The sequence below is a fragment of the Brasilonema angustatum genome (genome assembly GCF_059505445.1).
The window spans coordinates 1-13,565 of the sequence record NZ_JCACKO010000058.1; the positions used below are offsets into that span (position 1 = coordinate 1).

15 protein-coding genes are annotated in these 13,565 nt (G+C 40.0%); 4 read left to right on the forward strand and 11 right to left on the reverse strand.

Going from position 1 to position 13,565, the window contains the following annotated elements; translation table 11 throughout:
• Positions 1-837: 837 nt before the first annotated feature.
• On the reverse strand, positions 838-1,398 hold the full coding sequence (locus AC5JM2_RS12370) for a hypothetical protein (protein ID WP_495835175.1): 561 nt from the start codon (positions 1,396-1,398) through the stop codon (positions 838-840).
• A gap of 334 nt (positions 1,399-1,732) precedes the next feature.
• Here AC5JM2_RS12370 and AC5JM2_RS12375 point away from each other — a divergent pair, with 334 nt between their 5' ends.
• Positions 1,733-1,879, forward strand: coding sequence for a hypothetical protein (locus tag AC5JM2_RS12375; RefSeq protein WP_495835176.1), 147 nt, complete (start codon positions 1,733-1,735; stop codon positions 1,877-1,879).
• A gap of 286 nt (positions 1,880-2,165) precedes the next feature.
• Here the strand turns inward: AC5JM2_RS12375 and AC5JM2_RS12380 are convergent, their stop codons facing one another.
• Positions 2,166-2,312 carry a hypothetical protein gene (locus tag AC5JM2_RS12380; protein ID WP_495835176.1) on the reverse strand — a complete coding sequence of 49 codons (147 nt, stop codon included), beginning with the start codon at positions 2,310-2,312 and terminating at the stop codon, positions 2,166-2,168.
• Between the two features lie 334 nt (positions 2,313-2,646).
• Between AC5JM2_RS12380 and AC5JM2_RS12385 the strand changes: the two genes are divergently transcribed.
• Positions 2,647-3,207, forward strand: coding sequence for a hypothetical protein (locus AC5JM2_RS12385; RefSeq protein WP_495835175.1), 561 nt, complete (start codon positions 2,647-2,649; stop codon positions 3,205-3,207).
• A gap of 709 nt (positions 3,208-3,916) precedes the next feature.
• Positions 3,917-4,189, forward strand: coding sequence for a hypothetical protein (locus AC5JM2_RS12390; RefSeq protein WP_495835177.1), 273 nt, complete (start codon positions 3,917-3,919; stop codon positions 4,187-4,189).
• A gap of 249 nt (positions 4,190-4,438) precedes the next feature.
• On the opposite strand, the gene AC5JM2_RS12395 is transcribed toward AC5JM2_RS12390, so the two are convergent.
• From AC5JM2_RS12395 to AC5JM2_RS12405, 3 genes are read right to left on the reverse strand one after another with little or no spacing between them, the layout of a single operon-like run.
• Positions 4,439-5,107 (reverse strand): hypothetical protein, encoded by a 669-nt coding sequence (locus tag AC5JM2_RS12395; RefSeq protein WP_495835178.1) that lies wholly within the window; start codon positions 5,105-5,107, stop codon positions 4,439-4,441.
• 7 nt (positions 5,108-5,114) lie between these two features.
• On the reverse strand, positions 5,115-5,528 hold the full coding sequence (locus AC5JM2_RS12400) for a hypothetical protein (RefSeq protein WP_495835179.1): 414 nt from the start codon (positions 5,526-5,528) through the stop codon (positions 5,115-5,117).
• Positions 5,518-6,603 (reverse strand): hypothetical protein, encoded by a 1,086-nt coding sequence (locus AC5JM2_RS12405; protein WP_495835180.1) that lies wholly within the window; start codon positions 6,601-6,603, stop codon positions 5,518-5,520. The genes AC5JM2_RS12400 and AC5JM2_RS12405 overlap by 11 nt, the downstream gene beginning before the upstream one ends.
• Before the next feature lie 1,026 nt (positions 6,604-7,629).
• Here AC5JM2_RS12405 and AC5JM2_RS12410 point away from each other — a divergent pair.
• Complete coding sequence (locus AC5JM2_RS12410) at positions 7,630-8,553, forward strand: efflux RND transporter periplasmic adaptor subunit (RefSeq protein ID WP_495835181.1); 924 nt, start codon at positions 7,630-7,632, stop codon at positions 8,551-8,553.
• A 104-nt stretch (positions 8,554-8,657) separates the two neighbouring features.
• Here the strand turns inward: AC5JM2_RS12410 and AC5JM2_RS12415 are convergent, their stop codons facing one another.
• The 6 genes from AC5JM2_RS12415 to AC5JM2_RS12440 form a co-directional block, all read right to left on the reverse strand.
• Complete coding sequence (locus AC5JM2_RS12415) at positions 8,658-9,617, reverse strand: phage terminase large subunit family protein (RefSeq protein ID WP_495835182.1); 960 nt, start codon at positions 9,615-9,617, stop codon at positions 8,658-8,660.
• 69 nt (positions 9,618-9,686) lie between these two features.
• Complete coding sequence (locus AC5JM2_RS12420; protein WP_495835183.1) at positions 9,687-10,181, reverse strand: hypothetical protein; 495 nt, start codon at positions 10,179-10,181, stop codon at positions 9,687-9,689.
• Complete coding sequence (locus AC5JM2_RS12425; protein WP_495835184.1) at positions 10,144-10,797, reverse strand: transposase; 654 nt, start codon at positions 10,795-10,797, stop codon at positions 10,144-10,146. Before AC5JM2_RS12425 ends, AC5JM2_RS12420 begins: the two co-directional genes overlap by 38 nt.
• A 15-nt stretch (positions 10,798-10,812) precedes the next feature.
• Positions 10,813-12,366 carry a protelomerase family protein gene (locus AC5JM2_RS12430; RefSeq protein WP_495835185.1) on the reverse strand — a complete coding sequence of 518 codons (1,554 nt, stop codon included), beginning with the start codon at positions 12,364-12,366 and terminating at the stop codon, positions 10,813-10,815.
• Positions 12,367-12,814: 448 nt separating this feature from the next.
• Complete coding sequence (locus tag AC5JM2_RS12435) at positions 12,815-13,342, reverse strand: hypothetical protein (protein WP_495835186.1); 528 nt, start codon at positions 13,340-13,342, stop codon at positions 12,815-12,817.
• Between the two features lie 56 nt (positions 13,343-13,398).
• Positions 13,399-13,542 carry a hypothetical protein gene (locus AC5JM2_RS12440; RefSeq protein ID WP_495835187.1) on the reverse strand — a complete coding sequence of 48 codons (144 nt, stop codon included), beginning with the start codon at positions 13,540-13,542 and terminating at the stop codon, positions 13,399-13,401.
• Between the last annotated feature and the right edge of the window lie 23 nt (positions 13,543-13,565).

Below are 13,565 nucleotides of genomic sequence, written 5' to 3' on the forward strand. Positions count from 1 at the left end.
AAATTCTTGACCCGTTCATCCGATCCACGTTCAGGCGATGAATGTAGATAAGCGCGTACCAGTTCTTTTAGTTGAGGGGCGTACTTGGCAGCAATTCGCTGCTTTTTGGGACTTGAAAACTGAGTCATAAGTACGTTTGTTCTATAGTCTCTTTATAATACTACGGTTGTAGAAAATTCAATCAATTTCAGTTAACACGCATATTTATTAATACTACGGTTATGTTCAATTAAAATAATTTGGTTAAACACGTATATTTTTAATAACTAAATAATAATGAGATTTCAATGTCAAATTTACGAAAAAACTATGAGTTAAAAGTCGTAAATATAACAAACGTCTCCGTAAGAAGAGTTGCGTCAAAATTATTGTTACTCAGTATTGTAACTTATACTACATAAATCGGTGTATTAGTTTCTAATCATGGCTTATAGTGATTCATATCCGTACAAAACAATACTACAATGTTTGACGCAAAAATTCTCAGCCTATAATCAGGGTTTCGGCGATTAAGTCGATTTTTTTTAGGCTCTTATTGTGTATTTCCGGAAAAAAATTTTTTCTCCGTACAGTGTCACTATCAAAAACATCACTACATGGGAGACGCCGGAGCGAAGCGACGGCGCGAGGGCAACGCAGTTGCCTGTGTGCTCAAGCGCAGCGTAGGGGATGCCGTGATTACCCCCGCCAGATTTAGCTACAACCCCATCAAAACCAATCGCCGCTACGATACATCATTTAGCGGTTTTATAGCAAATATCTCATTAGCGATGCCTAGAAGGTCAATGGCGACGCTTTGACTTGAAAAGGTTACAGGCTATGGATTTGGGGAAATGTTCAGAGTTCGGCGCGGTCGGTTGGGCGGTTGGGTGGTCGGGATGGGACTGATAAGCAGAATCGGGAAAAGTTGCGGCGATCGCACAAGTTTTTCTTATTTCCAACGAAGACGCCCGACCGGAGGGAGGGCGGACAGGTCGTGGGTGATAGCGACGCTTGGATGGGGGTAGGACGGGCAGTCAGTCCGTGGGTGGTATGTTTGGTCATTCGGCTTGGTGAAGCTGGCGAAAAACCTTTTTTTTCCTGGCTTGGACAAAAATTTGAAACAGCGCTAAAGAATTTCGAGATACGTCCCCAATTTTTCAAGTTCAAAATTTCCGGGGGTGTGACGCGATGCCCGACCGGAGGAAGGGCATCTTTCAACGTGGAAGGTAACGCGCGGCTAGTGGCGGCGGTCGCGCGGTTGTTGGTGACACCCTGCGGCGTCACATCGGCGTACGCCTGATATGGGGTGCTTGTATGTGCAGTGGTTTGTGGGCGCGGTTGTTGGTGACACCCTGCGGCGTCACACAAAACACAACACCCCATTCTCACAAAAATTATTGCAGAGATGAATACCAAAAGTCTACTTTACAACAATTATTTAGTGATATGGGGTGTATGTAGATAGTCCACAATAATGATGTAGTGATATGGGGTATTACCTCTTGTGCACAACACCCCACTCTTCGATTAGTGGGTTGGTCTCGTTTCTGCAAGATTTAGGCGATGCCTTCGGCGGCTGTGCGATCGCTCTCCCCAAATCCGCTCCTAGAGCGGGTTTTAGACTTGATGATATGGGGTGTTACCGGTGTGGTGCTGCAATAGTCTGCACGGAAGCTGACGAAGTGTGCAGGATGTCTGCACGTGCAGAAGCCGTCAAGTACAAATGCATGTATGATATGGGGTATTATCTATGTTGTGCACAACACCCCACTCTTCGATTAGTGGGTTGCAACATATTGATGCGGTAGGTGGCGATCGCCTAAAGACTAGCAGCCTGAAACCCGCTCCCAGAGCGCATTCTAGAATCAAGAGTTATTTAGGTGACATGGGGTGCTGAAAGAGTGGTGCTCAAAGAGTCTGCACGGTCGCCGACGATATGTGCACAACGCCTGCACGTGCACGACTCCTCAAGCATCAGTCTGCACGACAAATAACTGATATGGGGTGCTTAAACGGGGTGTGCACAACACCCCACTCATCGATGAGTGGGGTGTTGTGCACACCCCGTTTAAGCACCCCATATCAGTTATTTGTCGTGCAGACTGATGCTTGAGGAGTCGTGCACGTGCAGGCGTTGTGCACATATCGTCGGCGACCGTGCAGACTCTTTGAGCACCACTCTTTCAGCACCCCATGTCACCTAAATAACTCTTGATTCTAGAATGCGCTCTGGGAGCGGGTTTCAGGCTGCTAGTCTTTAGGCGATCGCCACCTACCGCATCAATATGTTGCAACCCACTAATCGAAGAGTGGGGTGTTGTGCACAACATAGATAATACCCCATATCATACATGCATTTGTACTTGACGGCTTCTGCACGTGCAGACATCCTGCACACTTCGTCAGCTTCCGTGCAGACTATTGCAGCACCACACCGGTAACACCCCATATCATCAAGTCTAAAACCCGCTCTAGGAGCGGATTTGGGGAGAGCGATCGCACAGCCGCCGAAGGCATCGCCTAAATCTTGCAGAAACGAGACCAACCCACTAATCGAAGAGTGGGGTGTTGTGCACAAGAGGTAATACCCCATATCACTACATCATTATTGTGGACTATCTACATACACCCCATATCACTAAATAATTGTTGTAAAGTAGACTTTTGGTATTCATCTCTGCAATAATTTTTGTGAGAATGGGGTGTTGTGTTTTGTGTGACGCCGCAGGGTGTCACCAACAACCGCGCCCACAAACCACTGCACATACAAGCACCCCATATCAGGCGTACGCCGATGTGACGCCGCAGGGTGTCACCAACAACCGCGCGACCGCCGCCACTAGCCGCGCGTTACCTTCCACGTTGAAAGATGCCCTTCCTCCGGTCGGGCATCGCGTCACACCCCCGGAAATTTTGAACTTGAAAAATTGGGGACGTATCTCGAAATTCTTTAGCGCTGTTTCAAATTTTTGTCCAAGCCAGGAAAAAAAAGGTTTTTCGCCAGCTTCACCAAGCCGAATGACCAAACATACCACCCACGGACTGACTGCCCGTCCTACCCCCATCCAAGCGTCGCTATCACCCACGACCTGTCCGCCCTCCCTCCGGTCGGGCGTCTTCGTTGGAAATAAGAAAAACTTGTGCGATCGCCGCAACTTTTCCCGATTCTGCTTATCAGTCCCATCCCGACCACCCAACCGCCCAACCGACCGCGCCGAACTCTGAACATTTCCCCAAATCCATAGCCTGTAACCTTTTCAAGTCAAAGCGTCGCCATTGACCTTCTAGGCATCGCTAATGAGATATTTGCTATAAAACCGCTAAATGATGTATCGTAGCGGCGATTGGTTTTGATGGGGTTGTAGCTAAATCTGGCGGGGGTAATCACGGCATCCCCTACGCTGCGCTTGAGCACACAGGCAACTGCGTTGCCCTCGCGCCGTCGCTTCGCTCCGGCGTCTCCCATGTAGTGATGTTTTTGATAGTGACACTGTACGGAGAAAAAATTTTTTTCCGGAAATACACAATAAGAGCCTAAAAAAAATCGACTTAATCGCCGAAACCCTGATTATAGGCTGAGAATTTTTGCGTCAAACATTGTAGTATTGTTTTGTACGGATATGAATCACTATAAGCCATGATTAGAAACTAATACACCGATTTATGTAGTATAAGTTACAATACTGAGTAACAATAATTTTGACGCAACTCTTCTTACGGAGACGTTTGTTATATTTACGACTTTTAACTCATAGTTTTTTCGTAAATTTGACATTGAAATCTCATTATTATTTAGTTATTAAAAATATACGTGTTTAACCAAATTATTTTAATTGAACATAACCGTAGTATTAATAAATATGCGTGTTAACTGAAATTGATTGAATTTTCTACAACCGTAGTATTATAAAGAGACTATAGAACAAACGTACTTATGACTCAGTTTTCAAGTCCCAAAAAGCAGCGAATTGCTGCCAAGTACGCCCCTCAACTAAAAGAACTGGTACGCGCTTATCTACATTCATCGCCTGAACGTGGATCGGATGAACGGGTCAAGAATTTGATGACTGATTTTGAAGATAAGGAAATCAAAATTAGTGATGTTGACCTTCTGGTAGGATTGGCGCAAGATTTTGCAGCAGTTTACGAATTGATGAATTACACGCAAACACAACCAATTGAAGAACAACTAGCTGATATCAACTAAAAAACCCCACAACCCGATTGAGGACGCGGGGGATGGGGGAGATGGGAGAATAGCTGGATGGATCTACAAACTCAATTCATCTTTTTCTAAACCTGACTCGTTTAATGTCTCTTTTAGCACTTCAAAGGTAGAGAGATTTGGATGGGATAAAGAAATTTTCTTTAGCTTTTTGTTCGTACCTTTAGATGAGTTGTAGACAGATAGTGTTTTAACGGTTATTGACGCTCTATTTATTTTTTATCTCACGCTCTATTTATTTTTTATCTGACGCTTTATTGCACTTTTATCTTTAGGATTAAAATAAAGTGTTATTCCCATATGTCTAACTCTGAACAACTCACCTGTTCTCTCATGTGTATGATTTGAAAAAAAGGCTAATTTTCTCTTTAAACAAGGATTGAAGCTGTAATTTGGTAATTTTTTTGAAGATAAATGATTTTTCCATGTATCCATAATATTTTTGGCATTTTCATTACGAATATAGATTAGTAACCCACCATCTTTTTGATTACAATCACCTGTAGAATATCGTGTAGTAAGTTGTAAAAAACCTTCCCATAAATAATTATAGCTACTATGAATTTTTGCTTCACCAATCCATAAAAACTCGTTTCTCTTCACTACCAAATCAGCGTGACCACCAATTTTCATTTCATGGGACGCATTATACCCTAATAAACATAAGTTATTCTTTATATCTATCGTTATTCTATCCTCCGTGTCTTCCTTGTAAAGTTCCGGATTTTCTTCTTTATAAAAAATTATTCGATCAATGGTTTCATAAAGTTCTTTAATGAATTCATCATAAGTTTCTACTAAAACTCTTGATGGAAAACCTGCAAGCTCTGGAATATTACTTTGTAAATTTTTTAAGTCTTTTAAACTTAAATTACCAAGTGAAAGATTACTGGATGACATATTGAGGTTATTTACTAATTTTTTTTACTAAATAACTTGGTTCAAAGTACATAAAAACTTTTTCTTCATAGTTGTTAATTATTTCTCCTGTTTCAGGATGAATAAGTTCTCCTGTCTCTTTAGCAATTTTTACTTCAGTATTTGATAGTGGAAAAATATTTTCTTCATCTTGAATAAATTCAAAATTAATTTCCAATAATTTAGTACGTTCGCCACATAAGTATTGAATTGCTTTTAATAATTCAATATCTGTATGTTGATTATTTACAGCTATTTTTAAACTACCAAAAGTAATATGAGAGCGATTTTCTGTACTAGTATCCAGTAAGTAATTTAGTACTGAAATACAAATTTGTGATTGCGGCTTATTGCCCCAGTCTTCATTAATTTGATTTACGATTAATTCTTTGTTAACTAACATGGTTTAGATATGTATTGATTTTATGTAAGATAAAATTATACTCTTCTAGAACAATACATTTTTCTATTATGACTTCTTCCAGGCTAGGATTAGTGGTACTTAAACTATAGAGTTTTCCAGGCAAAATAAGTTCAATTTGATTTTTTATTTCCTCTAAAATTTTAGAATCCCATAATATTGTAATTTGATATGGTGTAATGTGATGTACAGCATTTTTACCTGCTTTATGATAAGTCTCAAGTCTTAAGTCAACTTTACCTTTTCTCATTTTTTCAAATTTAATTGAACCTTCATCAGTGGTAAATGATAAATTAATAACTTTCCCTTCATTATTAGATGTATAAAACTTATTAATAAGTGGAAAAAAATTAATAGGGTCTTTTAATACCTTTTCTATCCCTAACTTTTCCTCTATTAACTTGTTAAACACATTTATAATTTTGATAAATGAATTATTACGCTCTTGAGATGAAAAATTATTATCAACGTCAATTCTAACTTCTATAATTTCTTTTTCTTTTTGAATAACAATAACATCAAATAATTGTTTTATTTGTTTTTTAGTACCAATAACTTTGTCATAATAAATTAATTTATTTTGTGTTTCTTGATTAAAATTGTTAATATCTATTTCCGTACGTTCAATAAATGAACGTCTAGTACAAAATATAAGTGATAAGGTTTCAAATGTATCTTGAATGTCAACAAGTTTTGGTAAGAAATCAATTTCTGTTAAATCTTCTTCACTAAGTATAAATGGATAAGTTTTATGAAAAATAGTAGAATCAATCTGATGAGATTTAAACAAAAATATTAGTTTATCAATATACTGTTGTTCGACTTGAATTAATTTTACAGCTTTCTGACCAATTAATATATGATTACAATATAGCCTTTCTAATTCTAAAAAATTATCGGTTAACTCATCTACTTTCTGAGTTTTTTCCTCTAGTTTTTTTAAAGTTTTGTCTTTTCCTTGTCCAAGAGGTAAATTACATAATTTTAACATATTTTGTATTGTTTTCCATGATGTAATTCTTCGGGATAAGCTTTTAAGTAAAATAGATATAGACATGAAATGACTAATTGAGTTTTGTTGTAGATTTTGATAGTACTGGTATCGATAATAAATGTGCCAGTACTTTTGATTATTTAACTATTTTATTACTTTTAACTGAAATTATACTAGTTTACATGTATCTATATTGAAACATTTTTGACATTGGAATAATAAAAACCGTAACAGTGAAAGGTTGTGCGGTTATTTACGGTTATTGTTTATTAGAAGTACCTGACTCATAACTCTCCCCGTCTTGGACAGCACTCAATTCTCAGAATGAATAGAAAACATCCATAACCCTGCATACATCCCGTCAGCGCCCTCACAAGTGCCACAGAATAGATCGAAGGAATGACGAAGGAATGACGAATGGTGTCCGAGGGACATCCACAGTGTGTCACCAACTAACGCTGCGACCGTCATATCCATAGTGTGTCACCAACTAACGCTGCGACCGTCATATCCATCCACAGTGTCCAGAATCGTCTACAAGGCGTTTGAAAATCTCAAACACTCTAACACACTCACTTTGCTCTAGCAGAGCTTCCAAACCCATTCTCACGTCGCTATTGCGATTTTTGTGCAAAATTCCCTATATAAATACCTTTCCCCTTTATCGCAGCCAGAAAGAAACGTATAAAACATGTTTAAGCACACAAGACGAGTCAACCACACAGCAAATCCCCCACAACCACGTCGGGATGCGGGGGATGGGATCTAGTCCGGTCACGCCTCAAGTAAGTAATGAACGAAACTCTAGAGTGTTAAATTTACTTAAGTTCTGTACTGAAGTTCGACTCTCTTATGTGACAATTACTACATAAAAATTATGTAGTTAAGATGCCAAGAAAAATATTAACTGAGTCAATCAAGGAAAAGTATCAACTGAGTCAATCAATCGGCTGACAGTTGAACTTCCTCAAAGCGAATACTCAGCCTTAGAAGATTACTGCCTTAAACACCAATAGACAAACCGGCAGATAATTCGTACTTTCATCCGCACTTTAATTGATCAACGATTATGCAGGTAGGTAACGTCAAATGAGCCAGAAACCTCTCATAGGAAAAATGATTGGAGTAAGTTTTTCTGTTACCGCTGCTGTGGTTTTGTTTGTAGGTATCAAAATCAATAAATCTCATATACCTCAAGCAATAAAAGTACAGCGATCGGAGGTGCAAGCAGCCACAGTTGAGGACATCTCAGAATATGTTGCTAGCGTAAAATCACGTCGCTCGGGAATTCTGCAACCGCGAATCCAGGGTCAGATAACCCGTATATTTGTCAGAGCGGGAGACACAGTTGCACAAGGAGATGCAATTATTCAAGTGGAATCTGTCAAACAACAAAAACAGATCCAGTACGACAAAATTACCGCTCCCTTTGCTGGCACAGTTGACGACATCCCGGTTAAAGAAGGTGAATTAGTCAATACTTCGAGTAAACTCACAACTATTGTTCAAAACCAACCTTTAGAGGTGAATATCTTAGTACCAACTGAGCGAGCACCTCAATTACGTAAGGGAATGTCAGTGGAAATAATGGACGTACAAGGTCGCAGCTTGTTGGGCATCACTAAGATATTTTTCATTTCTCCTAGTGTAAACAATAATACTCAATCAATACTTATCAAAGCATTGTTTGATAACTCCAAAGGTGAGTTACGAACAGGTCAATTCACACGTGCCAGAGTTATCTGGGCTGCTTCTCGCTCTGGAGTATTAATCCCAGCAAGAGCAGTGGTTAATGAGTCTGGGAAAACTTATGTGTATGTACCGCAAACGCAGCAATCTCCACAAGGAGGGTTGCAACTAGTAGCTCAGAAAAAGCGCGTGAAGCTAGGCAATATCAAAGGTAGCAATTACCAGGTTTTTGGAGGATTACAGTCAGGAGAAAGAATCATTGTCTCAGAACTATTGAGTCTTCAAGATGGTACTTCTATCATCCCTGACCCCATAAGGCACTAGACCGCCTAGCAGTTTAGATTCTCCTAAATTTATTATTGAATAACCTGGTGCAAAACCAGTCAAATCCTTATCTTGAAGGAATTTTTGTTCACTTTGAGTAAGCATCATCCTGCAAAAGTTATTTCAGAATTGATATAGTTTCTACCAATAAACAAAGCCATTTCTAACGCATCCATCAAATCATTTGAATCCATCACATTGTAATCAGTGATTTGTTGAATAAGCTTGTCTGTGTGCGACTTTCCGTCATCTGTTGTCACTCGATTAAAGTAGATTTTACCCCGTTCAAATAATAATGAGTGTCCCATAAGCCTATCAATTTTTTCACCACGTCCTGATGATTTAATTGGCTCAATTTGTAGGTGTTTAAACTTTTCCTCTGATTCTGTACTCCCTTCTAAATCTTGTAAATAATCTAACAAGTCACCTTGAAAATCCATTGCGTACCGATTGGCGTCTATACCGAGAACGGGCGTGTTAGTACACTTATCAGCCCAAGTATTCCACTGGTCAAACAATTGGTCTATTTTCTTCATGTTGCCTAATATTCGCTCTTGGTAGGCGTTGCACACATAGAGCTTGTTTTGAGAAACTCCGATGGTCACGAACGCTGTATAGTCGCCTGTGCTAGATGAAGCCAAATCAACTCCGATAACGACGCGCTCAAATTTTTGAGGCAACCAACCATACTGGATCAAATGTGGTCTAATTCCCTGAAAAGATACTTCAGGTATTTGATTTTGACGCTGCAAGAGGAATGATTCTAAGTCTTCTTGTCTTTCTTGCTGTAACGTCGTCAGACTTAGTCCTGGCGCTTCTATTGTTTCTGGTTCCCAAAATGAACGCTCTTGTCCAGACTCATCTTTTATGATTGCTGATTGCGTGATAACTCTCCACTGCGGGGGTATAAAAATACGTGTATAAACATCATGCTTTGCCATCCGAGTACCAAGGCAGATGGTGCGACTTCCATCAAACTTGACAAACCGTACGATTTGAAGCCAGTTCTCTTCGAGCTTATCCTGAATAAGTTTGTTACGTCCTTCACTGGGAGACTTAACCACGTCGTCACTAATTATACAATGGGCGCGTTTGCCATTGACACTGCCACGCAAACCGCTACAAGCTAAAGTTTACGGTTCTTCTATAACCGAAACACCAGCGTGAGTAAAGTCAATCGCCCACTCCCGCTCACCCCATTTACTCTTAGAAGGCTGTATTTTTGGAAACACCTCTTGATATGGTTTCGACTCAAGAATTGCCTTGATTTGACGACTCTTGCTTGCAGCAACTTCAATCGTATAGCTGATGTATAAAATTTTTAGAGATAACCCTAAGTTGATGTGAACCCCTATATTCCAGGCAACCCATTGCAGAAGTACTGATGATTTGGCACTGTTTCTTGGTGCGAGTATGCAAGTATCCTCACCTGCTATCCCATGTAAGTATTTATTAGATTGACCTGTATTCAATGCATCTATCCATACTTGCATATGTTCATAGGTGCGATGACCACAAACGTACTCGCGAAACTTGATAAAATCCGTTGCAGCTAGTCTTGCTTCTGACGACTGGGTACGTCCTTTAGCTCTAGCTAATTCCGTGTTCTTCTGGATTTTCTCCTGCATCTTCGGTGTCAACAAGCTTGTCGGAAAATATATCATCCGGTTCGATCTCCTTTGGTGACTGTGTAATTGAACCTTCTAACGGATGTTGGACTACAAATCCCGCTGTTTGAACTAGTGCAAGAGCTTGATGTAAAGTTAGCAGATCATCTCTACCTTGTCTCAACATTTTAAGTTCTCCATTAATATGCCGTTCTAACGCCAAGCTGAGAGTGTGAATACTCCTGTTACTACCATTGTTAGCCAGTTCGTCAAGAAGTTTTTGTTCTATTGCAATTTGTGCATTCTGGTGTTTTTTTCTTGCTTTACAAGAAGTTTCATTGTAATCTTTCACCCAATCTTGAAGACTTCCACCATATCCGATCAGTGCGGGTTCTGTTGTGCGCGGCAATGACTGGGGAGCTAGCACTTCAGCTTTTACAATGGGTGCTGCTTTGGGTTCGGGTTTACCTTCTCTCAGTTCCTTAGCCCATCTTTGTACAGTCCGTGTTTGAAGTCCCAGTTCTTTAGCTATTTGTGAAACCGTGTAGTTCCTTCTTAGTAAATCTTCAGCTTGTCTTCTTTGCTCGTGATAGGTCATTGGTTTAGAAAATGTCGCGATATATCCGACATTTTCCATTTTGGCTTATCTGTTTCAATCTGAAAACGTATCGCACAAATCCCGAATTTCTGCAATATCTACAACTTCCACATCCCGGTCGTAGTTTAATGCAGCGTCTCTGTTTTCTAACAATATCCGGCTGATAAATGCACGCTTCTTACGTTCATTAGGATCATTGAACAGGGCACTACAAATCTGAGCGTAGATTTGACGGTTAAGGTGTCCCTTGAACTTGTTGACTATCTTGTTACCCTCTTTCACCTCCCAGTCCTTACCGTTGGTGATTTGGCACTTGTCCGATAACTTGTCCATAGCCTCAGCAATATACCGCGAGCACCTGTTGTGGCTTAGCTTAGCGGCTTCCTGAAGGGCTTCTACACTGCGCTCCGTTGGAAGGGTACGCTTTTTGTGTTGCTCTAACCAAGCGATAGCGTCACAGACTTGCTTAGCAGCCTTACCCAAAACAGGGATTTCTTCAGCTTCGACTAGTTCGGCAATGTGACGCTTGAGTTGACCCTCAAAGATCACAGTGGACTCATCAACGTAGGTAAACAGTCCAGTTGCCAGTACCTCAGACTGACGCCTACCTGTAAGCAGCATAATTGCTATGGCAACCTCTTTCCATCTGGCAGAATTAGCGGGTAGGTTGGACACCTGAGAGATTGCCCATTCCAGGTATGGCAGCACAATGATAGCTCTTACGTCCTCTTCCGCTTTGTGGGAGCGCTCCTGATTTATCTTGTACTTGATAGCGCCAATATCCTTGAAAGCACCCCGTACAGCGTTTTCAAAGTCGAGATAGGTATCTTCAAGTGTTCGGTCGTTGACGGCTGGAAATTTATCAACTTCTGGCACTACAAGCTCTTTCAAATACTTCATCACATCTACACGGATTTTCTGAACCGTGCCAGGGTGTGCCTTCCCTTCTAAGCTGTTAGCATCCGCGTAGCTTTCAATGATCACACGGGCACGGGCAACAAGGATACCAAACTCAGGTAAAAAGTACTTGCCAGTTCTACAAAGGTTTAGCTGATACTCACGCAATCCGGTTAGTTCATCATTTTTCTCAGTGGAGTAGTACAGCTTTTTGGCTATAGCTTGCTTTTCAGCTTCCGAGTTTTGATATGGGGTGTCTGTTACTGGTTTTACTACTGTTTCTACTGGCGCTTCTACTAATGAGTCTACTGTTGGCTCTACTGTTGGTTCAACTGTTGGTTCAACTACTGGCAGTTCAACTACTGGCAGTTCAACTACTGGCTCTACTATTGGCGCTTTAGCTTTAGCTTTAGTTGTTCTTTTGTTTGTTTTCTTGGTAGGTTCCTGTACTTGTACCACAGGTTTTTCCTCTACAACTGGCTCTACCACTGGTTCTACCACCGGTTCTACAACTTGATTTAACTGCCCTTCCCATAATGAGATGTGGTGCATCAACGCATCTTTCTTGCCATTAGTGCGTACCCAGCCAGCGGTTTGCTCTATCCCATGTACCAAGAACGTTAGTGTGGGGTTTTCTCTCATCATGTCCGCTGCCATTTTACGGAGTTCAACAGCTTTGTATTGTTCTAAAAATTCTAGTGATCGTGGCATAGTTGAGATACTCAGCATTTTTTGTTAACACCCCAATGTTAACACCCCATTTTATTAACGTCTCGTTTTTAAGCATAAATAATCTGGGGTGTATACGTGGGGTGTATTTAGTTTTCTCTATGATCAATAGCTGACAAAAATCTTGGAACCCAGTTGAAAAATTATTTCTCCAGAAAATTTTGTAATTGGATTACAAAACTTGATCGCATCACAAATCAGCATATAAATTCCCTAGAATCACTATTCCGTCCTGTGGTGTTCGCGTAAGTGGCGCTATTGCTTAACGAATATGATTTGTAGAGATGGAAATTTGATTGTTGACTCACCGTTGTCAACTGTAAGTGATGTTCTTACAAAGTATTTTGTTTTTTCACAAGATTGCTTTAAGTAGAGCTTTAAGGATTGCAGAGACACTGGGAGTCAACAAACTTCCCAGTGCCTTTTGCTTTTAGAGATTAAATGGTTCTAAGATTTGGATAGGTATTTTTAAACCGTTAAAAGTAGAAAATAATGGTTGATTCAAAAGGTCATAAGAGTTGACTACGACTATTTGAGCAATAGCGCCAGTCTTCAGAAAGTTTATTGCATGATTGGGTATTTCGTCTAAAAATACAGCCGTGTGTATAACTCCTTTATGTTGAATAGCAATATCTAAAACTGTTTCAAGTACCAGACCAAAATTCCAAAGTTCATCTATTGTTGGAATCGCATCTTTTCTTGTTGACTCAGTATTAAATAAATATTCATCCCAAACTATTTCAATAATACTGTTTTCACTTTTTGCAATTGGATAATCTGGAAAAATCCCCCAGTATGGTGCGTCTCTGTTTACACGCCAAGTAATAGTTGGTAAGACTTCACTCTTGACATATGCGTCATATCCGACAAATTTGGCTTCTTCTCTCAAGAATTTAGTAAGTAAATCTTGAGCGTGTTTTTGAGCGTAAGTTTTAGATTTTTTATTGAAGTTATCCATTATTGAGTTTTCTCCTCAATTTGTTTCGTCGTCAAAATTAATCAAACTCATTTGAATCATAATTCGATACCACTGTCAAACTCTTCTGGGTCATCAGTCTCTATCACCATTAGCTTAACTTCCACTGGTTCAGTATGACGATTCAAGCTTGCTGTCGTAACAATACGGGTACAACAGGGTACTTTCCTTCTAAAAAACATAGATAGAAACCTATCGCATCTTT